The sequence below is a fragment of the Sedimentibacter sp. B4 genome (assembly GCF_000309315.1).
Classification (GTDB): domain Bacteria; phylum Bacillota; class Clostridia; order Tissierellales; family Sedimentibacteraceae; genus Sedimentibacter; species Sedimentibacter saalensis.
In genome coordinates, this window is sequence record NZ_CANG01000009.1 from 38124 (window position 1) to 63707 (window position 25584).

The 25584-nt window shown below is 36.0% G+C and carries 20 protein-coding genes and 2 pseudogenes; 19 read left to right on the top strand and 3 right to left on the bottom strand.

All coding sequences use genetic code 11. The features are described 5' to 3' along the window. Window positions 1-24: 24 nt before the first annotated feature. Together BN358_RS01755 and BN358_RS01760 are read left to right on the top strand one after the other, a co-directional pair. A complete protein-coding gene (locus BN358_RS01755; RefSeq protein ID WP_019227603.1) occupies window positions 25-462 on the top strand; it encodes a HutP family protein in 438 nt (145 codons plus the stop codon). A gap of 14 nt (window positions 463-476) precedes the next feature. Further along, entirely contained in the window at window positions 477-1379 is a 903-nt protein-coding gene (locus BN358_RS01760) for a selenium metabolism-associated LysR family transcriptional regulator (RefSeq protein ID WP_019227604.1), read from the top strand. A gap of 221 nt (window positions 1380-1600) precedes the next feature. Here the strand turns inward: BN358_RS01760 and BN358_RS01765 are convergent, their stop codons facing one another. After that, window positions 1601-2215 (bottom strand): superoxide dismutase, encoded by a 615-nt coding sequence (locus BN358_RS01765; RefSeq protein WP_019227606.1) that lies wholly within the window; start codon window positions 2213-2215, stop codon window positions 1601-1603. Window positions 2216-2381: 166 nt separating this feature from the next. On the opposite strand from BN358_RS01765, the gene polA reads away from it, so the two are divergent. From polA to BN358_RS01785, 4 genes and pseudogenes are all read left to right on the top strand, one after another. Further along, complete coding sequence (gene polA, locus BN358_RS01770; RefSeq protein ID WP_019227607.1) at window positions 2382-5123, top strand: DNA polymerase I; 2742 nt, start codon at window positions 2382-2384, stop codon at window positions 5121-5123. Window positions 5124-5225: 102 nt separating this feature from the next. Then, window positions 5226-5777, top strand: a pseudogene (coaE, locus tag BN358_RS01775) (dephospho-CoA kinase); the annotation flags it as partial. Between the two features lie 2 nt (window positions 5778-5779). Beyond that, entirely contained in the window at window positions 5780-6400 is a 621-nt protein-coding gene (locus BN358_RS01780; RefSeq protein WP_019227609.1) for a hypothetical protein, read from the top strand. Further along, a complete protein-coding gene (locus BN358_RS01785; protein WP_083851464.1) occupies window positions 6397-7173 on the top strand; it encodes a biotin--[acetyl-CoA-carboxylase] ligase in 777 nt (258 codons plus the stop codon). The genes BN358_RS01780 and BN358_RS01785 overlap by 4 nt, the downstream gene beginning before the upstream one ends. Window positions 7174-7215: 42 nt before the next feature. Here BN358_RS01785 and BN358_RS01790 read toward each other — a convergent pair whose 3' ends face one another. Next, on the bottom strand, window positions 7216-7695 hold the full coding sequence (locus tag BN358_RS01790) for a hypothetical protein (protein ID WP_019227611.1): 480 nt from the start codon (window positions 7693-7695) through the stop codon (window positions 7216-7218). A gap of 199 nt (window positions 7696-7894) precedes the next feature. Here BN358_RS01790 and BN358_RS01795 point away from each other — a divergent pair, with 199 nt between their 5' ends. The 11 genes and pseudogenes from BN358_RS01795 (at window position 7895) to BN358_RS01845 (ending at window position 18374) form a co-directional block, all read left to right on the top strand. Beyond that, window positions 7895-8731, top strand: coding sequence for a class I SAM-dependent methyltransferase (locus BN358_RS01795; RefSeq protein WP_019227612.1), 837 nt, complete (start codon window positions 7895-7897; stop codon window positions 8729-8731). A gap of 78 nt (window positions 8732-8809) precedes the next feature. Then, on the top strand, window positions 8810-10960 hold the full coding sequence (locus BN358_RS01800) for a DUF5693 family protein (RefSeq protein WP_019227613.1): 2151 nt from the start codon (window positions 8810-8812) through the stop codon (window positions 10958-10960). Continuing rightward, window positions 10957-12009 carry a polysaccharide pyruvyl transferase CsaB gene (csaB, locus tag BN358_RS01805; protein WP_019227614.1) on the top strand — a complete coding sequence of 351 codons (1053 nt, stop codon included), beginning with the start codon at window positions 10957-10959 and terminating at the stop codon, window positions 12007-12009. Before BN358_RS01800 ends, csaB begins: the two co-directional genes overlap by 4 nt. Window position 12010: 1 nt before the next feature. Beyond that, window positions 12011-12778 (top strand): WecB/TagA/CpsF family glycosyltransferase, encoded by a 768-nt coding sequence (locus BN358_RS01810; protein ID WP_019227615.1) that lies wholly within the window; start codon window positions 12011-12013, stop codon window positions 12776-12778. A 9-nt stretch (window positions 12779-12787) separates the two neighbouring features. Next, window positions 12788-13435, top strand: a complete 648-nt coding sequence (gene fsa, locus BN358_RS01815; protein ID WP_019227616.1) for a fructose-6-phosphate aldolase — start codon at window positions 12788-12790, stop codon at window positions 13433-13435. A 69-nt stretch (window positions 13436-13504) separates the two neighbouring features. Next, window positions 13505-14324 (top strand): annotated as a pseudogene (locus BN358_RS01820) (transketolase). Further along, window positions 14317-15249 carry a transketolase family protein gene (locus tag BN358_RS01825; RefSeq protein WP_019227618.1) on the top strand — a complete coding sequence of 311 codons (933 nt, stop codon included), beginning with the start codon at window positions 14317-14319 and terminating at the stop codon, window positions 15247-15249. The pseudogene BN358_RS01820 and the gene BN358_RS01825 overlap by 8 nt, the downstream one beginning before the upstream one ends. A 231-nt stretch (window positions 15250-15480) precedes the next feature. Continuing rightward, window positions 15481-15975: a CarD family transcriptional regulator gene (locus BN358_RS01830; protein ID WP_019227619.1), complete on the top strand. Its 495-nt coding sequence runs from the start codon at window positions 15481-15483 to the stop codon at window positions 15973-15975. Between the two features lie 153 nt (window positions 15976-16128). Further along, window positions 16129-17220, top strand: a complete 1092-nt coding sequence (locus BN358_RS01835; protein WP_019227620.1) for a PIN/TRAM domain-containing protein — start codon at window positions 16129-16131, stop codon at window positions 17218-17220. A 128-nt stretch (window positions 17221-17348) separates the two neighbouring features. After that, the gene (locus BN358_RS01840; protein ID WP_019227621.1) at window positions 17349-17987 is read left to right on the top strand and encodes a DUF421 domain-containing protein; all 639 of its coding nucleotides are present in this window, start codon (window positions 17349-17351) and stop codon (window positions 17985-17987) included. Window positions 17988-17990: 3 nt separating this feature from the next. Continuing rightward, window positions 17991-18374 (top strand): DUF4363 family protein, encoded by a 384-nt coding sequence (locus BN358_RS01845; RefSeq protein WP_019227622.1) that lies wholly within the window; start codon window positions 17991-17993, stop codon window positions 18372-18374. On the opposite strand, the gene BN358_RS01850 is transcribed toward BN358_RS01845, so the two are convergent. Next, window positions 18375-19268 (bottom strand): fumarylacetoacetate hydrolase family protein, encoded by an 894-nt coding sequence (locus BN358_RS01850; protein WP_019227623.1) that lies wholly within the window; start codon window positions 19266-19268, stop codon window positions 18375-18377. 205 nt (window positions 19269-19473) lie between these two features. On the opposite strand from BN358_RS01850, the gene BN358_RS01855 reads away from it, so the two are divergent. Continuing rightward, window positions 19474-24342 (top strand): hypothetical protein, encoded by a 4869-nt coding sequence (locus tag BN358_RS01855; protein WP_019227624.1) that lies wholly within the window; start codon window positions 19474-19476, stop codon window positions 24340-24342. After that, window positions 24342-25571, top strand: coding sequence for a hypothetical protein (locus BN358_RS01860; RefSeq protein ID WP_019227625.1), 1230 nt, complete (start codon window positions 24342-24344; stop codon window positions 25569-25571). The genes BN358_RS01855 and BN358_RS01860 overlap by 1 nt, the downstream gene beginning before the upstream one ends. Window positions 25572-25584 lie beyond the last annotated feature (13 nt).

Here is a 25584-nt window from a genome sequence, read left to right on the forward strand (position 1 = left end):
AATTAACTCAATGAAGAGGTAGTCATGAATAAACGTGGTATTGGTAAAATAGCATTGCTGCTGGCAATGGATGACGGCGACATGGAAAATCTCAAAGAATTTTATGAAAAAAAGAACTATGTCATTTACAGGGGCCAGGCCGGTTCAATGGATGCGAAGAAAATTGTTGCAGCCATAGAAACAGCGGCTTCAAGAGAAGACATCATTCGTGAGAACTACCATGAAGAACATGCACTTTATCATGCTATCATCGAAGCTCTCAGCGGTTACTGCAGGGGGCAGGTCATGCTAGGTGAAGTTTTAAGGAGCGCAGGCCTTACATTTACAATTGTAAGAGGTACCTTAATCGAGGACGACCCTTCCAGCGGAAATTGGATTGCTGTTGTTCTTTACGGACAGATAGGCTCTCCTAGAAGAGGTTTTGAGCATGAAGCAGTTGGTATGGGCATACAGCCAATATAATATGAGGGTTAATCATGAATACATCTTACCTAAGAACATTTATAGAAGTAATTAATTTGAAAAATATATCGAAGGCAGCAGAAAAGCTTTTTATAACACAGCCTGCAGTTTCTAAACAAATGCAGCTTCTTGAGAAGGATTTCGGAGCAGAGCTTTTTAAGAAAAGCGGCAGAGAAATAGTACCAACCGAAGAAGGCTACATTCTATACAAATATGCAAAAAGCGTATTGAGCGAAGAAAACAAAATATATTCTTTGCTTAGATGTGAAGACGACTTGGTAAAGGGCAATTTGACTGTGTACACAAGTTCAATGCCTGCAGATTACTACATACACGATTTGATAATAGAATTTAACAAATTGTATCCTGAAACAACATATGTAATTAAAAAAATTGACTCGGACATGGTGTTCAAAAACATAGAAGAAGGATTCACAAGCTTTGGTTTTACAGGAATATTATCCAAGAACAAAAAATTAAAGAGCATATGCATTGCTGAAGATGAAGTTGTTGTTGTGGCATCTGCCGAAAAAAATGAAGAGTTCAAGGACCGTAAAATAAAAGCTGCTGATCTTCTTGAGCAAAAGTTCATTGTCAGAGAAAAGGGATCAGCAACATTACACATGTTTGAAAACTATCTGAACGGAAAAAAAATTAAATTGAGCGACCTGAATATTGTAATTCAGGCTGAAGACAATGATATAATCAAGAAGTTCATAACAAACAACTTAGGACTTGCTGTCCTTCCTAAAAAGGCAGTGGAACAAGAAATAAATGAAAAAAAAGCGTTCATATTGAACGTTGAAGGTATGAATCTTAAAAGAAAGCTTTACTATGTATATCAGCCTGACAGATATTTTTCCAAAGTTGAAGAAAAATTTAAGGAATTTATGGTTGAAAGATACAAAGACAAATAACAATAGAAAAAAATGCAATAACAAGGCCTGGAAATCCAGGCCTTTTATTGTTCTTATTAAATGCAATTTCTATTTATTACAGATCAAAATTATCGCACTGGTCGAATAAAATTACCAACAATAAGAAGAAAAACAGTAAATTTGTTCCGCTAGCGCCGCCTACTCTATTGCCATGAAAAAATCCCATATTTGAAACCTCCTTAAGTTTATTGTTTAATTTATTATATGTGGGGGGCTTCTTTGGGTTCCAAATTTTGTAGATAATTTATTCTTGAATTAACAACTTTAAAATCAAGGTTTTCAAAAAATACATCAATGTATAGGCTTCTGTTAGTTCCGTAATCAATCATATAGGAATGCTCATAAACATCAAGAACTATAAGAGGCTCAGCGTAAAGCATGACACCGTCGTCGTGGGAATCCTGCCCATAGATGTAATATTCGCCGTTGTACTTGTCAAAACAAAACATTACCCATCCTCTCATGGACAGTGCGATGCATTTGAATTTTTCAAGAAAATTGCTGTATGAACCAAACACCTCGCCAATTACTTCTGAAGCAGATCCGTAAATTGTTGTGTTGTTTCCTGTAAGGTTTTCAAAATACAGTTCATGGAGTTTTATGGCATCAAAACAAAATGTCTTTGATTTTTGGGCGGATCTTGTACTGCTGTAATTTTGGTTGCATTCATTTGTATCGCTGTAGGTCATTTCAAGATTAACCTTATTAAGGCTATCAATATATCTTGTGTACAAGTTGTAGTGTTCGCTTAATTGCATGGGAGTAAAGAACTTCACATTTGAAAAATTATAGTTTTTAGCAGCAATCTTGTTCAATATTTATTGCACCTCCACATCGTTAATTAATTATATGTTTGAAAAATCAATATATGAGATAAAATATTCCTTTACCCTGAGAATAGAAATTGTTATAATAAAAATAATAATAAGATACCGGTGCTGTTGCAGCAAAACGGAATTCTTTTGATGCAAAGGAGATTACATGGAAAATAAAATTATGATATTGGATGGCAACAGCTTGCTTTTCAGAGCGTTTTACGCAATGCCTCCTCTTAAGACTAAAAAAGGTCAGTTTACAAATGCTGTTTATGGTTTTTTAAGCATGATGTATAAACTTTTAGATACATATTCTCCTGAGTACATATGTGTTGCATTTGATCCAAAGAAGCCTACATTCAGGCATGAACAATACAAGGATTACAAAGCCACAAGACAAAAAGCTCCTGACGAGCTTGTTTCACAGTTTCAGCTCATCCGGGATGTTCTTGAGGTTCATAATATTAAATGTGTTGAAATAGAAGGTTTTGAAGCAGACGACGTGGCAGGAACATTTGCCAGCGCTGCAGAAGAATATGGAGCAAAGACATACCTTGTAACAAGCGACAAGGATTATCTTCAGCTTATAGACAACAACACAAGAGTTATACTTACGAAAAAAGGCGTTACAAACACCGAGGAAATGAGCATTGAAAGAATGAACGAGGAATATGGAATAACCCCTGCTCAGTTCATAGACCTTAAGGCTCTTATGGGAGATTCTTCTGACAACATTCCTGGAGTTGGGGGTGTGGGAGAAAAAACAGCTCTGAAGCTAATTCAGGAATACAAAAGCCTGGACAACATTTATGAAAATATTGACAACATAAAAGGTAAGCTAAAAGAAAAACTTGAAACAGACAAACTTCAGGCATATATGAGCCAGGGCCTCGCTCGCATAATCACAGACATTCCCATTGATTTTAATATTGAAGACTACAGGCTTAAAAAGCCGGATGCAAAAAGTCTTTCAGATTTGTACGATCAGCTGGAGTTCAGAAATTTCAAAAAAAGAATAGAAGACACTACCTCGCCTGAAAATGTACAGGAACAGTCGCAAATGTCTTTGTTTGATGCTGCAGAGGTCAATGAAGATGTAAATGTAAATGTAAATGCAAAAAACTACATGGACACAAGCATTATTTATTTAGATGATGAAAAAAAGATAATTGAAATTGCAGAAGATATCAAAAAAACTAAAAAGATTTATATTAAATTTCTCTTAGACGGCGAAAGGGCATTGTACAGCAATGCAGTTGCAATAGGAATTTCTGACGGAATCAAAATATACTACATAGATTTAGATAAAGTAAGCGAAGAAAAGGTCCTTGACATTTTAAAGGATATATTTGTTGACGGAACAATTAATGTATCAGGACACAACATCAAAAATGAAGTTATTTACCTTATGAGAAATAATATAGAGCTTAACGGAATATTCTTTGACTCTGAAATAGGAAAATATCTTCTTAATCCTTCTGAAAGCTCATATTCCATAGACAAAATAGCTTATGAATACCTGAAAGAAGACATACTTTCTGAAAATGAAATTCTTGGTACAGGCAAAAAAGGAATTACATTCAGTGAACTGGACTTGGAAAACAAAAAAACTTATTTGTACAATTTCATTAATGTTGTCATAAGGACCGAAAAACTTATTTTATCTGAAATTGCTGAACTTGAAATGACAGACCTTTTCAACTTGATTGAAATTCCTCTTATTGAAGTGCTGGCATACATGGAGTTCATAGGTTTCAAGGTTGATCCGGATATGCTTGGTGTACTTGGAGTTCATTTTCAGGAAAAAATTGCAGAGCTTGAAAAAGTCATCTATGAGATGGCAGGTGAAAACTTCAACATAAATTCCCCAAAACAGCTTTCATATATTCTTTTTGAAAAACTGAATCTTCCTGTTATAAAGAAGACTAAGACAGGCGTTTCAACTGATGCGGAAGTGTTGGAAAAACTCATGTCTGAACATGAAATAGCCAGATATATTGTTGATTACAGGCAGATGGCTAAGTTAAACTCAACATATGTTGACGGGCTTAAAAATGTAATAAGCAAGGAAGACGGACGAGTTCATTCTGTATTCAACCAGACAATTGCAGCAACAGGAAGAATATCAAGCACAGAACCAAACCTTCAGAATATTCCTACAAGGACGGATGAGGGAAGGGAGCTGAGAAAGGCTTTTGTTGCTGAGAATGGATTTGTTCTATGCGATGCCGATTATTCCCAAATAGAACTTCGTGTGCTGGCACATCTTGCAAATGAAAAAAATCTTATTGATGCATTTATAAATCATGAAGACATACATACAAAGACAGCATCACAGGTTTTCCATGTTGACATGGAACAAGTTACTTCCACCATGAGAAGCAGGGCGAAGGCAGTAAACTTTGGAATCGTCTATGGCATAAGCGACTACGGCTTAAGCAGAGACCTGGGTATTCCAAGGAAGGAAGCAAAACAGTACATAGACAATTATCTATCGTTTTTCTCAAACATTGACCAATACATGAAAAACATTGTTGAACAGGGCAAGAAGGATGGATATGTTACAACATTTTTTGGGCGACGAAGATACATTCCAGAACTTGCATCCCGCAACTTCAACATCCGTTCTTTTGGAGAAAGAATTGCCCTGAACACACCTGTACAAGGTACGGCAGCAGATATAATCAAATCTGCAATGGTTGGAGTTTACAACAGGTTAAAGAAAAACAAAATGAAATCAAGGCTGATTTTGCAGGTGCACGATGAGCTTATAATAGAAACTGCCGGTGATGAGCTGGAAGCGGTCAAGACACTTCTTAAGGAAGAAATGGAAAATGTGGTCCAAGGGTTCAAGGTTCGCCTGGAATCTGACGTGAATGTGGGCGGTAGCTGGTATGAAGCAAAATAATCAAGATCATCATAAAAAAGAATCAGAAACATTTAATGATAAAAAAGTGATTGTCATCACAGGAAGCATTGGAACAGGTAAGTCAGCGGCTGTGGATATTTTAAAAAAATGGGATTTAATGTTCTTGATTCGGATAAAATTGTCCATGAAGGCTACAATAAAGGAACAGAGCTTTATAACAAGGTTGTTGACTTATTCGGAGATACAATTTTAAATGAAGATGGCACAATTAACAGGAGTATTCTCGGCAGCATTGTGTTCAATGACACACAAAGACTCGAAGCTCTCAATGACATGGTTCATGCATTCGTCAGGGAGGAGCTTGCAAAGGGTGTTGAAAGTTCAAATGACGAAGTAATATTTTTAGACATACCTCTGATTTTTGAAAGCATTGCAAGGAATGAGTCATACAGCGTTAAGTTTGATGAGATATGGCTTGTGAGTGTAAGTGAAGAAACACAAAGAAAAAGGCTAGAAAAAAGGGCTCTGAAGGAAGGTAAAAACCCTGAAGATGTTTTAAAAATCATCAGCAAACAAATACCTATTAAAAAGAAAATTTCAATGGCAGATGAAATCATTGACAATGAGGGCACACTACAGGAGCTTGAAGAAAATATAAAGAAGCTTCTTAAATTAAAAGATATAAGGTGGTAGTTATGGCAAGAAGACATAGCATGTACAGCAAAAAACGAAAAATAAATTACGGACGAATAATTGTGCTGCTTGCGGTGCTGGCTGCTCTTGTGTTTGCAGTATACAGCTTTTTTAGCACCCAGGATTACCAGGAGAAAATTGATGAGGTTATGAGCTCGGAAATATTAAAAATTTCCGGAAGCATAAGCAGCGTTTCATTTGTTGACCCAACTGTATATTCCAATGAAGGAATCAGATATACAAGTCAGCATGAAAGAATTAAAAAGCTTAACAGCTTTGATGGCGCTTTGTCTGATGACCTTGATAAAGTTGGCGTTGCAAAACTTTTACTGGAAAATCTGGCAGATGCAGATGAAGCAGCTAAAGTCAAGGAGTTGTCTAATAAGGATGACGGGTACTACTGGCTGGATGTCAGTGTAATTGTTGAAAACAGTTTTTTCATATTTGAAAATGAAGATGAATACAATTTTGATCTTTACTATGATATTGAAGAAGAAAAAATTTATGTGAAGGAAAAATACCACAACGAATTCAGCACTAAAAACAACAGACTGGATCTTCAAGGGTACGAGGCTGATGAAGAGTTTGTAAAATTTATAAAGGAACTGGCTGAACAACAATGAAGGATTACTTAAGTGGGGAAAATTTAAACAAACATCTCAATACGAAGTTTATGGGAAGAAATGTTGTGTTTATTGAAAAAGTTGACTCAACAAACAATTATGCTAAAAACAACGACCTTTCAAATGGCAGCCTTGTAACATGTGAAGAACAGACAACAGGCAGGGGAAGGCTGGGCAGAAGATGGGAATCGCAAAAGGGAATGTGCATGTCCGTAGTGCTTATTCCTGAAATTGAACTGTCTCAAATTTCGAAAATCACTCAAGTTTGTGCTGCTGCAGTGGCAAAAGCACTTGATGAACTTCAAATCATCTCTCAGATCAAGTGGCCTAACGACATTTTCTTAAACGGCAAAAAGATATGCGGAATACTCACTGAGATGAAGACTGAGATGAACAAACATCCATATGTGGTTGTTGGAATAGGAATGAACATAAACAACGACAATTTTCCTGATGAAATAAAAGACGTAGCTTCTTCATTGTATATGGAAACAGGAATTATTTTTGAGAAGAGTCTTGTTTCTGCAAAAATACTCAATAACTTTGAAATTTTGTACAATGAATTCATAAAAGGGAATTTTAAAGAAAGCCTGGACATATGCAGAGAAAAATCATATGTCATAGGAAAGAACATAAACCTCATTGAAAACAATTTAGTCAGAAAGGCAACTGCCGTTGACATAAGTTCTGAAGGAGAACTGGTGGTTATAACTGAAGATGGAAAGACTGAGAAAATTATTTCAGGGGAAGTGTCTGTAAGGCTAAATATATAAAAAATGATAAATGGAAATCCATTTATCATTTTGTTATAATTCTTATTTAACTACTTCGTATGAGCCTCGCACCATGAATATGGCGTATTTTTCAGCATAAACGCCTCTTCCGTCATCTCTTGGAACTATCATAAGGTGGTTTGGAACAACAGACATTCCTGACACAAAGTCCTTACCTAGGGTAACATCTGAAATACCGCCCATTTCGCTTCCTATGATGACAGCTTCTCCGCCTCTTAAAATGAGCTCAGATCCGGAGCCTGCAATTATTTTTTCGCCATCTCTGATTTCAACAATTTCAAGAGCCATACCAGAGGAACTTCCGCCTGATGAGTCTAAATTGTCAATTTGTTTTTGCATATCATCGATGTCTTCAAGTTTGTACTTGCTGATAAGAGCTTCTATCTGCTCATTCAAGTAGCTCAACACCACAATAGGATCGCTTGTGTCTCCTGGAGCTGCAAAAATAACCGTAGAAAATGCAAGCAGCAATATCAATGTCAAAACTAAAACTTTTTTCAAAATAACAACTCCCTTAATAGTATATAAAACATTTTAACTTAAATTAACAAATAATTCAACATAAAGTGACAAATAAAAATTATGGGTAAAATTTTAGAAGAAGAACGAAATATGCTGAATATGCAACTAAAGATTGAATTTGCCAAAATGTAATGTTATAATTGCAAAGTAATAAAAACTTAAAGAAGAAGGTTATTATATGCGCAATTTATGTATGACAGTCAACAAACTGTTCAAGCTGCCACTACATCCTTTCAATTTAAACAATGAAGGTAAAAAAACATATGCAGAATGGCAGTATGAAAAAGGAATAGATACTATAAAATTTTATTTGAAATATACAGATGTGGATAAAATGTTTAAGGATAAAGATGTGCTTGACATTGGCTGCGGAGCAGGAGGAAAGACTGTTTTTTACGGCTCTAAGGGCGTTAAGAGCATAACAGGGGTAGAAATACTGGGAAAGTATAAAAATGAAGCAGAAAAGCTTGCAGAAAAATACAACATGAGCGATAAGTTCCAGTTTGTGTGCGCGGATGCTTCAAAAACTCCTTTTGACAATGAGACATTTGACACTATTATAATGAATGATGCCATGGAACATGTGGATGAGCCGGAGAAGGTTCTTGAAGAATGCTACAGAATATTGAAAAAAAACGGAAAATTATATTTGAATTTTCCACCATACAACCATCCCTACGGAGCACATTTAAGCGATGCCATAGGAATGCCGTGGGTACATGTATTTTTCAGTGAAAAAACACTCATAGAAACATACAAGGAACTTGTGAAGGATTTGCCTGACGGCAAGGAAAGAGTTGAGTTTAGAATTGCAGCAAAATCTGATGGAACTGAGTATTTTTCATACATAAACAAAATGACAATCAAAAGAGCAAAAAAAATCTTAAATAACAGCAGGTTCAAGACTGTGTATTATTCGGAAGAACCCCTTCGTGGAATATTTAAGTATCCTGCAAAATTACCTTTTTTTAAGGAATTTCTTGTTAAAATGGTTGTGTGCGTGCTGGAAAAATAATTTGATAGTTACAAAGTTGATTTTATGAAATTAATATGTTATTGTTTATTAGATTTAAACGTCTGAAAAGGAGATATGATGAAACTTAACAAAATAGATAAAACAGTGTTTTTAATAATATGCCTGACACTGCTTGTGGGGATGTTTACCATATACCAGCGCGTAGAAGTTGAAAAGCAGTACAAGACTGCTGAAATAGTACTTGATTACAATGAAATGAAAAAATTTGCCGACAGCTCTGAAAAAGATTTGAGTTGGTGGCTCAAAGAGTTTAAAAAATACGGTTCTCAGTCTGTTGCAATACAGGAAGAAACAATAAAACTTCTCATCCAAGACGGTAAACCCCTCAGAGCTGAAATTGTTTCAAAGCTGATTGAAAACTACAACTGGGTTGAATTTTACAAACCTGAAATTGTAGAAATGATCATGAATAAAGAAATAGATCAGTATGATGTGGTTGTTTCAACAAAGGATAAAGAAACTTATGATTACTTGGTTTCAGGGCTCAATGAAAGATATACTGATGAATTTTTCAATACATACTCTTTTGATGGTGTTTTTTACATAGTTCTTGACGGAACAGCCAACGATCTTTATTACAGCCCTACTCTTAAAATTGTCAACAATGAAGGCTTGGGAGTTTACGAAGCAAAAGAAATAAGCGATTCAAGGCTTCTTAACATAGGAATCGGCTATGATGAGGAAAAAATCAATCTTATAAAAGATGCAGATCTTGATGTAATATTAAGACCAATTAATTTTCCGTCTCACAACGAAAAGCTTGCAGATGCATATAAGAATGCAAATGAAAGATACAATTTAGAGCCGAGGCTTTACATACTTCACGGCAAGGAAGTTCTGGGATTTCCTGATAATGAACAAAAACTTCTTGATTATGTAATGGAAAATGATATTTCCATAGTTATGATTGAAAGTTCCGAGCAGAGAGAGCACATCAAGCAGGAAGGGCTTGAGGACCTGGTTGAAGATTCAGGGTACCAGGCATTAAGAGCATTCACAATGTGGGATTACATAAGGGCAAGGAACAAATATTACAATTATGAAGGTGCGGAAGAAATAGAAAATACAATGTTCAGGGCAATAACAGAACGAAACATAAGAGTCATTTATTTCAAACCCTTCTATGAAGAAGAAAAAAGCACAAAGTTCATGACTGAAGCAGCAGAATATGAAAGAACATTCAATAGCCTTCAGGAAAGACTGAGCGAGCACAACATAACTCTTGGAAAGGCTCAGGCAATGCATGAATTCCATATAGGCGCAAAAAGACTTGCTGTAATGGCAGCAGGAATTACATTATCCTGTGTGTTTTTATTCCTTAAGATGTTCAACATTAAACACAAGTTTTTCAATTACCTGTACCTGGCAGCAGTCCCGGCTTCAGCAGTGCCTTTTGTCATGAGAAATATTGCTGAAAAAGGATTTTCCTTTGCTGCTGCGGTTTCATTTTCAGGAATTGCAATTTATTTTTTCATGATGCATATAAAGAAAATATTCATATCAAAAAAACAATACACAAACGTCCAGCTTATGATTTATTCAACGTTAATCCTTACAGCTTCTGTTGCCATATCACTGGCAGGTGCTGTGTTTGTTGATGCAATGCTTGCTGATGTGAAGTACTTCCTTGAAATGGATATTTTCAGAGGAGTTAAGTTTGCTCAGATTCTTCCGTTTGGAGTCTTTGTAATGATGTTTTTAATATATTTCATAAACAACGAACAGGAAGATTCGGTAAAAAGCGTAGTCAATACAACAATTAAAATTTTGAACAAGGAAATTAAAATTTACTATGGAATCATTGCAGGAATATTGGCTGTTGTAGGCTATATCTACATTTCAAGAACAGGACATGAAACAAACATTCAGCCTTCAAACATTGAAATGATATCCAGAAATTTCATGGAATATGTTCTTCTTGCAAGGCCTAGAACAAAGGAATTCTTAATTGCATTCCCTTCTATTTTTGCTGCTGTTTATGCTGCAAGCAAAAAATCAATTTTTTATACAGGGCTGTTTATGCTGGCTTCTGCCATTGGAACATCATCCGTAATAAATACATTTTCTCATTTGAGAACTCCGATTTACTTATCATTTGCAAGGACATTAATTGCTCTTGGATTTGGTATAATTATAGGATGCATTCTGGTTGTTGTGCTTGATTGGCTTAATAAATTATTCGTTAAATTACAGGAGAGACTTAAGTGAAAAGAATATTGTTAGCAGGGTATTACGGCTTTGGCAACTTAGGTGACGAAGCAATACTGGAAATGGCCCTTGAGCAAATCCTGCAAATAACGGACAGAAAAAACATAACCATTTTGTCGGGCAACAAGGAAGCAACCGCAAGAAAATATGACATAGACACCATAGATAGGTACAATGTGATGTCCATACTTAGGAAACTCAAGTCATCTGATGCCATAGTGTTCGGAGGAGGGAGCCTTCTTCAGGATATAACGAGCAAAAGAAGCATTTATTACTATTTATTCCTCATAAGGCTAGCAAAGCTCATGAACAATAAAATCATAATGCTCAGTCAGGGAATAGGACCAATTATAAATGAAAAGAGCAAAAATGCAGTAGCAAGCACACTTAAGCTTGTGGATTATATAACTGTCCGAGATAAACATTCAAAGGACTATTTAGAGGCCCTGGGAGTAAACCAGGACAAGATTTTTTTGTCAACGGACCCGGTTATCAACTTAAAGGCCGGCGAAAGCATTAACAAAACCCCACATGGACCAAAAAGGGTTTGTTTTTCACTGAGAAACTGGAAAAATGCAGATGTGAGCACAAAAATCGTACAGGTTGCACAAAAGTTAATAAGTGACGGTATAGAGTGCTGTTTCATACCTTTTTATTACAACGAAGATTTACTTCTCATTGAAGAGGTTGAAAAAAGCCTGGGCGACAAGGCAGTGTATTACAAGGAAAGACTTACTACAACTGATGCATTTGACATAATAAAAAATATGGATGTCATGGTTGGAGTGAGACTTCATTCTTTAATATTTGCAGCTGCAGCCAATGTACCTTTTGTTGCTGTATCCTATGACCACAAGGTTGACCATTTTGCAAACAGCGTCAACATGAAGGTTTCATGCAAGATAGACAATATAGATTCCATACAGCTATACAGTGAAATAATAAACAAAATAGAAAATGAAAATGAAGAGAAACTGATGCTTAAACAAAGCGTATCCAAACTTCGTGAACTGACAAATGTAAATTATAAAATATTAAAGGAAATTTAAAATGGATAAAATAAGTATTATGGGTGTAAGAATTGACAACAAGTCAATGGACGAAGTGATGAGCACCGTTGCGGACAGTTTGTCAAAGGGAGAAAAATACATTATATATACTCCCAATACAGAAATAGTCATGATGTGCCAGAATGATGAGGAATTCCTGAACTACATGAACAAATCAAGCATCAACATACCAGATGGTATAGGACTTGTTTATGCATCAAAAATCAAAAAACATCCTTTGAAGGGAAAAGTTGCAGGATTTGATTTGTCAATGAAACTTCTTGAGCTTGCTGACAAAAAAGGACTTAAGCTTTACGCTGTTGGAGGAAAGCCCGGAATTGCTGAAACTGCCATGAAAAATGTCCACGAAGAATATCCCGGAATAAAAATTGCCGGGTATCATCACGGTTATTTCAAGGGAGCACACTTAGGCCAGGGAGGACATGAAGAAGAACAGAAGGTTGTTGATGAAATAAACATGCAGGAACCTGACATATTGTTTGTTGGATTCGGAGCAAAAAAACAGGAACAATGGATTGAATTCAACAAGGATAAGTTAAATGCTAAAATCATAATCGGCAATGGAGGAACAATTGACGTTCTTGCCGGCAATGTGAAAAGAGCCCCTGACATATATGTGAACTTAGGACTTGAGTGGTTGTACAGACTCATAAAGGAACCAAAGAGAATATCTCGTCAGGCAGTGTTGCCTGTATTTATGCTAAAGGTTATTTTTGGAAATAAAAATATAGTGAAAGAAATTAAATAGGAGGTACATATGAAATTATTTATCGATACAGCCAATGTTGAAGAAATAAAAAAAGCAAATGACATGGGTATCATCTGCGGAGTCACTACAAATCCTTCACTTATTGCCAAAGAAGGAAGAAAATTTGAAGAAGTTGTAAGAGAAATAACGCAAATTGTTGACGGTCCCATAAGTGCTGAAGTTATAAGCCTTGATTCAGAAGGAATGATTAGAGAAGCTGTTGAACTGGCCAAAATACACAAAAACATAATAATTAAAATACCTATGACTGCTGAAGGACTCAAGGCTGTTAAAGTTTTAAGCAGTGAAAACATCAAAACAAACGTAACACTTATATTTTCAGCTGGTCAGGCTCTTCTTGCCGCAAGAGCAGGAGCAACATATGTAAGCCCATTTGTGGGAAGACTTGATGATATAAGTACAGACGGAATGGAGCTTATTTCAGAAATTGTTGATATATTCAACTATCACAACATAAAATCAGAAATCATTGCTGCAAGCATAAGACACCCTATGCATGTAACACAGGCTGCAAGAATAGGCTGTCACATAGCAACAGTTCCATACAAGGTTCTTGTTCAGATGACAAAGCATCCTCTTACAGACAGGGGAATTGAGCAGTTTCTCAAGGACTGGGAAACAGTTCCAAAAAATTAAGAATAATGATTGAGTTAGTTTTAAAATTAGAACTTAATTACCTCAATTAATAAAAAAGCGGAGGAAAATATGAAATATGATGATTTGAAACTCACAGCACAGAATTTAAGAAAAAACATTCTGACTATGATTCATGAAGCAAAATCAGGGCACCCGGGCGGGTCTCTTTCAGCTGTTGAAATTGTTACCTATCTGTACTTCAAGGAAATGAACATAAAGGATCCTCATGATGAGGGGAGAGACCGTTTCATTCTTTCAAAAGGACACGGGGCTCCGGTTCTGTACTCAGCACTCATGGAAAAGGGATTCATAAATAAGGAGCTCATGGGCACATTAAGACAGGTTAACTCAAAGCTTCAGGGACATCCTGACATGAAAAAGCTTCCAGGAGTTGAAGCTTCAACTGGATCTCTTGGACAGGGACTTTCCATTGCAAACGGAATGGCTCTTGCTTTCAAGCTGGACAAAAAGGAAAACAGAGTGTTTGCACTTCTTGGAGACGGAGAAATTCAGGAAGGAATGATTTGGGAAGCTGCTATGCTTGCAAATCATTACCATCTTGACAACCTCACTGCTATTCTTGACCACAACGGCCTACAGATAGACGGTAAAAACAACGACGTTATGACAGTTGAGCCAATAGATGAGAAATTCGAAGCATTCGGATGGCATGTTATAAAGGCAGACGGTCATGACTTTGAGTCACTTGAAAAGGCATTCGAAGAAAGAAAAAAAGTTAACAGGAAAACCTGCACTGATCATAGCAGAAACTATAAAAGGAAAAGGCTGCTCCTTCATGGAAGGTAAGGCTTCATGGCATGGAAAAGCCCCTAACTATGAAGAGTTTTGTATGGCAATGGAAGAAATTGGAGGTGGCTTGAATGGCTAAAGCAACTAGAGAAGCATACGGCGAGGCGTTAAAAAAGCTTGCTGCAAACAATCCAAATGTTGTGGTGTTGGATGCTGATTTGTCCGGTTCCACCAAGACAGCAGAATTTAAAAAGGTAAGTCCTGAGAGATTTTTCAATGTGGGAATTGCAGAACAAAATTTAATCGGCACGGCAGCTGGAATGTCTCTTGCGGGAAAAATTCCATTTGCAAGCTCATTTGCAATGTTTGCTGCCGGAAGAGCATTTGAAATAATCAGAAACACTGTGGCATATCCATTTTTAAATGTTAAAATAGCTGCAACACACGCAGGCCTTACAGTCGGAGAAGACGGAGCATCACATCAGGCCATTGAAGACATAAGCCTCATGAGAAGCATTCCAAACATGACTGTCATAAACCCTGCAGACTGTATAGAAGCAGAACAGGCAGTTTTAAAAGCTGCGGAGTATGTTGGGCCGGTTTATATAAGACTTGGAAGAATGGCTGTTGAAGATGTTTATGATTCTTCATACCAGTTTGAAATAGGTAAGGGTGTTGAGCTTAAGAACGGAAGTGATGTGACAATAATTGCCACAGGAATAATGGTTCAGAAAGCTTTGAAGGCAGCTGAATCATTAAAGGCACAGGGGATTGATGCAAGAGTTATAAACATACACACAATCAAGCCTATTGACAAGGAAATTATCATTAAGGCTGCCAAAGAAACAAGAGCAATAGTAACTGCTGAAGAACACAGCATTATCGGCGGATTGGGAAGTGCAGTGCTGGAAGTACTTTCGGACACATGCCCTGTACCTGTAAGAAGAATCGGAGTTATGGACACATTTGGTGAATCTGGAAAACCTGAAGACCTCATGGAAAAATACATGCTCACTGAGAAAAATATAGAAGATTCATGTAAGGAAATCATAAAAATGAAATAAGTGCCGAAAGGCACTTGTTTTTTATAAAATTTTAAAAAATATTTTTTTTGAAATTTTATGCATATCGTTTTCATGTCGGTATAACGTTATAAAAGAAAACTAAAAAATAAGTTGAAATTTTAATAAAAAAATTAATATTTTTTGTTGACAACAACATACTGCCAAGGTATAATGATAAATTTGACATAAGTTGCCCGATAGTGTATACTATAAATAATAGGAGGTAACAATATGTTTAATTTAGGAGATAAGGTAGTTTATCCCATGCACGGAGCTGGGGTAATAGAGACATTGGAGTCTAAGGAAATTTTAGGCGAAGTAAAAAGTTATTACGTTTTGAAAATGCCGATTGGAGAAATGAAGCTTATGATACCTGTTGACAATGTAAACAATATCGGCTTGAGAAACATTATTGATAAAAGTCTTGTTGAAGGAGTCTACAGCATATTAAAGCAGGCTGCGGTATTGAATGATTCCAACTGGAACAAAAGGTTCCGCGATAATATGATTAAAATGAAGACAGGAGACATTTTTGAAGTTGCCCAGGTGGTTAGGGATCTGACATACAGGGACAAGGAGAAAGGTCTTTCAACCGGAGAAAAGAAAATGCTTGTAAGCGCAAAGCAGATGCTTGTAAGTGAAATATCACTTTCAACAGAGACAGACTCCAACGGAATTCAGGAATATTTGGACAATATAATAAATGAAGATGCACTGAATGTTTAGAAGCTCATGCTTAGTGCATTCTTTTTTTATGCAGGTTAAGATTTGTTTAATAAAAATGCGGTATAATTTCATTTAAATGTAGCCAAATAAGAAAAAATGTGTTACATTAAATAATATAACAAAATTTGGGTATACTACTAAGGAGGTGATTAAATGATAGATAAAATTGTAAGAGCAGTTATTACTACCATAGGAGCTTCTATAGGGGCTTTTATAGGAGTAGTGTTAAATCAAAATGGTCTTCTTAAATTATCAGGTTTGCAAAACATTTTAATAATTATTGGTATCAGTTTAATTTTTGGAATAATATTTTTTCTACTTTCTGTTAAAATTAAAAAGACTGGTCAGAGGATAGCTGAAGCTTTCGAAAGGGAATTGATGAAATTTTCAACTATTGATATTATCTGGGGGGCTTTGGGTCTTATTGTTGGGTTTGTTATAGCTTTCTTAATAAGCCAGCCATTTGCTGACATCAAGTATGTGGGAACAATAGTTTCCATATTGTCATACTTGTTGTTTGGTTACTTGGGAATAAAAATATCCACAAGAAAAAAAGACGATGTTATATGGCCGCAGTTAAATCTTAAAAAAGTCCAGCCGGTTAAGAAAGATAAAAGTGCGAAAAAAGAAATAGTTTCTCCAAAGATACTTGATACAAGCGTTATTATTGATGGTAGAATTTCTGACATTTGCAAGACAGGATTTGTTGAAGGCACACTTGTAATTCCAGAATTTGTACTTAAGGAATTAAGGCACATAGCAGATTCTTCCGACAGTCTTAAAAGAAACAGAGGAAGAAGAGGTCTGGATATTTTAAATATTCTTCAAAAGGATGACACAGTAAATGTTTTGATTGAATCAAAGGATTACGGCGACAACATTGAAGTGGATGTAAAGCTTTTAAAACTTGCAAAGGAGCTTGGAGGTAAGGTTCTGACTAACGACTTTAACCTTAACAAGGTCGCTGAGTTCCAGGGAGTTGAGGTGTTAAACATCAACGAGCTGGCAAATGCGGTTAAACCGATAGTTCTTCCAGGAGAAGAAATGACAGTCATGGTTGTTAAAGACGGAAAAGAGTCAGGCCAGGGACTTGCATATCTTGACGATGGCACAATGATAGTTGTGGAAGGCGGCAAAAAGTGTATTGGAGATTCTGTTGTGGTTACTGTTACTAGCGTATTACAGACTGCTGCAGGAAGAATGATTTTTGCAAAACTTAAAAACGTAATAAACAAAGCTGTATAAACAATAAAAATACTCAGAAATGAGTATTTTTTTTATGTAATAAACCAATAATATTAATGAAGCAAAATTCACGTTTATGCTTCATTTGTTTTTAGCATTTTTAGATAACTTTAAACAGAGAGGTAAAAATGATTATTGTTGCTATCAGATCTTTGATACTGTATGCAATTTTGCTTGTGTCAATGAGAATAATGGGAAAGGGTGAGCTGGGCGAGCTTCAGCCTTTTGACCTTGTAGTTTCGCTTATGCTTGCAGAGCTTGCAGTTATGCCCATGGAAGATCTTGGGGCGCCAATGGTCCATGGTTTCATGGCAATAGCTGTTATTATGTTTTTACAGTGTTTCATATCCTATATTACTTTGAAGAGCAATACAGCAAGGAAAATTATATGCGGCACTCCCACAATAATAATTGATCATGGACAATTCAATACAAAGGACATGAACAAGCTGAGGATCAATGTCAATGATGTTCTTGGACAAATGAGGCTTAAAGGGTATTACAGCGTTGAAGACATAGATTATCTGATAATGGAGACAAACGGAGAGATGAGCATCATTGCTCCTGACGACGAGCCTGGCAAAAGATGCGCAAGAATTCCCATAGCAGTAATTCTTGACGGGGAAATAATGCAGAAAAATCTTGAGAAGTTTAATATTTCAGAATCTGATTTACAAGATGAGCTTAAAAAGAATAAGCTTAAATCCCGGCAGGTACTGTATGGTTTTGTTGATGAAGATGATAAATTCATTTTTTATAAGAGGTAGCATATGAGAATGGTAATTATTTCACTTATAGTATTGATTGTAATGATTGGGGTGTGGGTGTGGTTTCATTTTACATCCATAGAGCCTGTTACATCATATTATTGGGAAAGACTGCCTCTTTTATCACAGTGTATAGAAGATGGTAACTGGGAAAAAGCAGGAGAAGATTATGAACTTTATTACAGCAGGTGGGAAGAAGCAAGGGGTTTGTGGGTGTATTTCGTCAATCAGGATGAAATAGACAACATTGATTCCTCCATCAAAAAGCTCCAATCATTCATTAAAAACAAAGATAAAAATATGGCTCAAGCAGAGCTTGAGCACTTAAGGATACAATTTAACATTATTAAGGAAAATGAATGTCTTGCACTGGATAATATTTTTTAATTATTTTACAGTATTAACAAGAGTTCCTATTCCTTCTATGAAGCATTCCATTTTATCTCCGGGATTAAGATATTTCGGAGGATTAAATCCTGCTCCCACTCCTGCAGGTGTTCCTGTTAGGATTATGTCTCCGGGATATAGTGTGATGCCACCAGAAAGGTCGCTTATTATTGTGGGTATGTCAAATATGAGCTGTTTAGTATTGCTGTTTTGTCTGATTTCTCCGTTGATGAAGCTTTTTATTTCAAGTTTAGGCGGGAAAGCAATTGTTGATTTGTGAGCTATTACCGGTCCTAATGGGCAAAATGTGTCAAATGATTTTCCCTTGTGCCACTGAACGTGTTCCTGCTGCAAATCTCTAGCAGAAATATCATTGCAAATTGTATATCCAAATATATAGTCTTCTGCCTCTTCCTTACATATGTTCTTGCCTTTCTTGCCTATTATGACAGCAAGCTCTGCTTCATAGTCCAGTTCCTTGACAATTCCCTGATGCATATCAACAAAATCATCCTGACCTATGGCAGGGTATGCAATTTTGCTGAAATAAATAGGTTTTGACGGTATGTCAGCACTTACATTTTTTAGATTTTTAACTTCTTTAACATGATCCAGATAATTTTTTCCAAGACAAATTACGTTTCTTCTGGGGTAAGGAATTGGAGACAAAATTTTAACTTTATCCAAGTCAATAAATTCAGAACAGGATACAATTGCCTCATTGATTTTATCCAATTCCAAATCATCAAAAACATCAATTATATTCAGCATGTTTGAAGGTGCTGGAACATTTAATTTTAAAAATACAACGGATGCAGGAATGATACCATTCTTGTTACTGTTCAGAAATCCTGCAGCTTCTGAACCCTCATAAAAGTAAGTCAATAAAAACATTTTAGCCTCCAATAATTTTATTTGTTATGCAATTAAATAAAATGATTTCATGTGTAATTTAATATAATACATTTCAGAATATTTTACAAGAGTAAATCGTTTGTTTTGTTGAATTATGATGGTTTGTGAATTTTATGATATTCTTGCAGTAAACTTTGGACTATGATATAATGTGTGCAATTAAATCTAATTTTAGAGGTATATTATGAGCAGATTTATGTTGAACGAATTGCACAAAGAGATATTATTAAGTTTGACTCAAAAAGAGTTTTTGAAAAGAATAAATTATTCCGAAGAAAAGATGCAGTCATTTATAATAAATAAGAAATTTGTAAATAATCTGCTGATTCTTATAAACAAAAAACAGTTCATGTGCAAGGATGTAATCGACCTTTCAGTTGACATACTGGACATTGTTTGTTCTGAAGCTCCCAAAGACTGGCTTTCTTATATTTTTCAGTATGTCTTACACAAATCGTTCCCAGAAGCAGCAACCATTAAGCTTAATCCCAAATATGAAAACGGAGCTCTCATATACCTGGAAATATTGAGAACAATACTGAGTCACGCAAAAAACAGCGATGTTTACGACAAGTTTGCAGACTTCAAATTCCTGTCTGAAGAAGAAATCAGCAATCTTCCAAATCCTGACGAATATGTTAACTTTTTGGAAAAGTTTGACAAAAATTATATATACGAATTGATGATGCTTGATGCTGAAGTAAACGGCTACAACACATTAAAACATGTTACTGCTGTACACTATGTTGCAATGCATGTTGCAAGACAGCTAAAAAAAGTAGGAATTAACGTAAACTTAGGACTTGTATCTGGGTCAGCAGCTGGCCATGACATAGGTAAGTACGGATGCAAGGGACTTGAAAAAAGAAGAGTTGCATATCTTCATTACTATTATACAGACCAATGGTTCATGAAATACAACATGCCAAGCATATCTCTTATTGCGGCAAACCATTCCACTTGGGATTTGGAACTTGAAAATCTTCCTCTTGAATCCCTTATTTTGATATATGCAGATTTCAGAGTGAAAAACAAGCAGTCAAAAAACGGATATGAAATGCACATATACGATTTGAGTGAATCATTTCAGATAATCCTTGATAAGCTTGACAATGTGGATGAAGCAAAAGAAAAGAGATACATGAGAGTGTATTCAAAGTTGAAGGATTTTGAAAACTTCATCATACATAAAGGCATAAACATAGACTTTAAAACCGACGAGCCTTCTCCTAACAAAATAATAGATTATGCTCTCATAGATGGATATGATGTTGTTGAAAATTTTAAATACATGGCAATATCACACAATACAACACTCATGAGCAAACTGAACAATGAAATAAACTTCACCAGCATGATAGAAGCTGCAAGAAGTGAACAGGATTGGAAAAACCTAAGATCTTATCTGAATATACTTGAAGAGTATTCAATTTATCTTTCTCAGAAAGAAAAACTTTTTACCCTCAGCTTTTTGTATGAACTTCTTGTTCACAGGGAAGGGGACATTAGGCGTCAGGCTGCAAACCTCATGGGTAATATAATTGTATCATTTGACCTTGATTATACAAAGGAAATTCCGGATGACGTAAAAATAGAAATAAATGAAGAGATGACCGGTCTGGCTTTGTGGGACAAATATCTGGGACTTTTTCTTGATCCGGGATACAAAGTAACAGACAACCACAAAGAATGGATAGGGTATTCCCTGAGGATATTTGTTGACTCAGTCATAAACTCAAAAAGGAACAATAACAAGAAGGGTTATTTGAATGTTCTCATAGACTATTACAAAAGTGAAAACAATGAGTATATGGCTAAATTAAGCTGCCTGAATTCTCTGTTGAGCATTCCGGTTGATTTGTATGAAACGGAACAGCTTGATTTTATAATTGATTATGCCATAGGTTCACTGAATAATTCTGCATCAGACATAAGGCTAATGGCAGTGCAGTTTTTCAATCTTGTTGTAAAAAACAAAGATATTGTAAGCACGTCACTGGATAAAATTTATGATTTTACTTCTTCTATAGCAGAAAATGACGGGCTGTGCATAAACTACCTAAAATATAAAATATCAAAAAATCTGAACATGTCCTATGATTTGATAACTAAGTACAAGACTCTTATCACAAGCAGCAGATACAAGACCTCAGACTTGTTTCTCAACAATCTGAAGGCAGCCACGCCATGGAATGTAAAAACCATAAGCATAGACTATATAATGGACCACATCAAGAACAAGAATGATGTTGCACTTCTTCAGACAGCAACACATCTTGCAAACCTAGTGAAGGTAAGTGCAAAGGAATCTGTCAGAAACAAGGCAGGAAACTCACTTGTTGAAATAGGACCACTGCTTACTATTGACCAGAGAAATGAAATTGCAATTGAGCTTATAAAGGGACTTGAAATAGATGAGCTACAGTATGCCAAGTACATCCCGGAGTATCTGGGAAGATTTGTAATGCTATTGTATCCTAAAGAGCTTGACGAGTTTATTACAGACCTTAATAATATCTACAAAGGTACCAGTGAAAGAGCCAGCGCCCTTGTTATAAACACACTTGGAATAATGGTGCAACATTATCCGGAGTACAAAAAAAGGTTCGGAGAGGACGATGACACATACAACAAAAGACTTTTAAAAATCCTTGGAATTATCCTAAGTGGGCTTGCAAACTACAATATGCAGGTAAAACAGGAAACTTTCCTGGTAATAGGTCAGCACATATTTGGTTCTAAGAAACTGACACTTCAAGAAAAAAATAAGGTGTTCCTTTTGATTTACAAAAAACTTCTTACCCTTATAAACGAAAGGGAAATGGGAGATTTGTTTTTCTTTAACAATTCAGCTTCCTTCAACCATATTTACCGTTTCATCAATGAGTATGAATTCAACTTCAAGAATTTTAGCTTAAAGGAAAATAAAAACATCGCGTTTTTCCCCGGCACTTTTGACCCGTTTTCACTTAGCCATAAAGGTATTGTAACGGAAATAAGAAATCTCGGCTACGACGTTTACCTTGCTGTTGATGAATTTTCCTGGTCGAAAAAAGTTCAGCCAAGACTTATAAGACGTCAGATAATAAACATGTCAATAGCCGATGAGCTTGGAGTATTTTTGTTTCCTGATGATATTCCAACAAATCTATCAAACGCTGCAGATTTGAAGAAGCTTAAATCTTTGTTCCATGATAAGGACATTTACATTGTTGTGGGAAGCGACGTACTGATGAATGCAACAGCATACAAATCACGACCTACAAAAAATTCAATTCACAGCTTCAACCACATAGTCTTTAAGAGAACAAAAGACGACATGTCTGTAAGCGCTGTGAAAAAAGCAGAAGAAACAAAGGCAAGAATAAAAGGGTCACTGGTTGAACTTCAGCTGCCTGTCTACCTTGAAGACATAAGTTCAACTCAAATACGAGAAAACATAGACAACAACAGAGACATTTCTAACCTCATAGATCCTCTTGCTCAAAGCTTCATATACGACAGAAACCTGTACATCAGAGAACCTCTCAACAAGAGCGTCTTGAAGTCAAAACCTTTTGTAATAGAAATAGTTGAGGACTTAAGCAAGAAAGTCGTTGATGAAATAGGACACTATATTTTCATGTACACAAATCTTTATGAAAATATTGGTGAAAAGTTGATTTCCAAAAAAATAAAGCTTCTGGTCATAAGAGACAGTAAGAATTCAAACAAGCTTTTGGGATTTTCAGCGTTTCATCAGATAGGATCCTCAGAGGTTTATTCAGAGTTTGAAAGCCAGTATATCGCTAACTATGTGCGTGAAAAAACTGCTGGCAGACTCATCATAATAGATGGAATTTTTATTAACCCAAGCAAATTATATGATAACATGGAACAGATATTAATCACGGAAACTCTGGCTCATTGTCTGAAAAATGATTTTACCTATGCCATGTACTACAACATACTTTCAAATACTAACAGCGAGGCTGTAATTGAAACCCTTGAACTTCAGGGGTTTACAAAAATAAAGGATGAAAGTCAGAGCAAGACTGTTTATGCTGTGGACATGAAGTTTCCTGTATGCCTCACATTGAACCTTGAAAGCTTCATAAAGGAACCTTTGAATACAAACCCGAGAGTTCACGAAGCAATTGTTAACGCCAGGAAAAGGCTTCAAAAATCAATGACTGAGCTTTATCCAGGAAGTTTGGTTCTTTCAATCGACAACGACATGATAAACCAGACTCTCATAAACAAAATATGTACCATTAACAACGTCAGCAACGAGGTACAGGTTCCAAAGGTTATAGGAGATTACATGTGCGTTCCTTTCGGCAACATTTTAAAGGGTATGGTCGTTCCGAACACAGTGACTAAATCTCTTCATACAGAAAAAGTGTATTCAACGGATGCAACGCATTTTAAAATTACTGAATATCCTTTTTATTCACCTATAGAAAATCAGGTTAAGACTATAAAGTCCTTTGAAAAACCAGTAATCCTGGTTGATGATTTGCTGCATAAGGGCTACAGAATCAAGGAGCTTGACCCAATACTCAAGAAGCACGACATTGAGGTAAAAAAAATAATACTTGGAATCATGTCAGGCCGTGGCAAGGACCTTATGGACATACAAGGAAGAGATGCAGATTGCGCATATTTCATACCAAATCTTAGAATGTGGTTCAATGAAAACCTCATGTATCCGTTTTTAGGCGGCGACGGAATGTGGCTTAACAATGAAAATATGCTGAATCTCATACCGTCAATCAACCTGATTCTTCCATATTATTCGCCTATGTACATCAGTGGTGCTACAAATGAAGCAATATACAATTTGTCAATGGTAAGTCTTGAAAACGCAAAAAACATACTTCGTGTGCTAGAAGCGGAATTTCAGGATTTATATGAGAAGAAACTTACTGTGAAAAGACTTGGCGAAGTCCTTCTTTCTCCTAGACTTCCTTACCTTGGAGACAATATTTATTACGATTTGAACATGGAAGCTTCCGGTTACATGGATGTTAGCATTGAAACATTAATAAAGCTGGAGAGGATCATAAAATAATGTTTAACTATTATAAATTTAAAGATAAATATATGTTTTCAGCTCAGGATTTTGGCTATGAAAAAACAATTCTTCCTGCAGATGCAAATGAATTATATTTTTTGTACAGATCTGACAGGAACAGTTCAAAAAGAACTTACGCCGTATGCAGTGCAGCTGACCTTTTCACGTTGGGTGAGGGAGTTGAGCTCCTGAAAATCGGTTCTGGTGACTTTGAAAAAGAAGTGCCGGAAGAAATCTTGAGTTTAATCCGTGAAAGAAAAGTAAAGGCCGTAAATACGGATTACGATGATTATGAACAATGTTTCATTATGGATGAAATTAAGAAAAAAAGAGTGAACGTCCTGGCTCTTGGAGATGTGGGAAGCACACTTCTTACAGGGCTTAAGCTTCTTGGGGGAAATGCAGTTGAATCCATAGGAATATTTGACAGAAGCCAGGATAAAATCAACAGATGGGAATATGAAATGAACCAGACAGCATTTCCATTTGAAGATTCTCTTCCTCATGTGCATGGTATAGAAAAAAATGAACTGTTTGACTGCGACATGTTCGTGTTCTGTGCTTCTAAGGGAGTCCCGCCCGTTGGAAGCGAGAGTGTTGATGTTAGAATGGTTCAGTTTGAAGAAAACTATAAACTCATACGGGAATATGCAGCTCAGGCTGCACATGAAAATTTCAAAGGCATATTTGCTGTAGTTTCAGATCCCGTTGATTTGCTGTGCGCTGCTGTTTTAAAAGAAAGCAAAGGTGTGCTAGCACCTGAGCAAATAAAAGGATACGGACTTGGTGTAATGAATGCAAGGTCAATGTACTACGCAAAAAAATACAATGAATATTCTTCCTACCTGAGTGAAGGAAGGGCCTTCGGACCACACGGAAACGACCTTGTAATAGCAAATAGCATAGAAAACTACGATGACAAACTTTCAAAAGAACTCACAAAACTGGCAGTGGAAGCAAATCTAGAAGTGAGAAAAACAGGGTTCAAACCATACATAGCACCGGCACTTTCTTCGGGGGCAATATCAATAATACTCACTCTTGAAGGAAAATTTCATTACAGCTCTAACTTTCTTGGTGGAGTTTTCATGGGCGCAAAAAACAGAAATCTTCCTTCCGGCCTTGAAATCGAAAAAATACACATGCCGGATGAACTTTTTGCAAGAATAAGGCATACATATGATGAATTATCAAAAATTATAAATGAAAAAATAAAATTAGATTAAGAATCGTAAATCA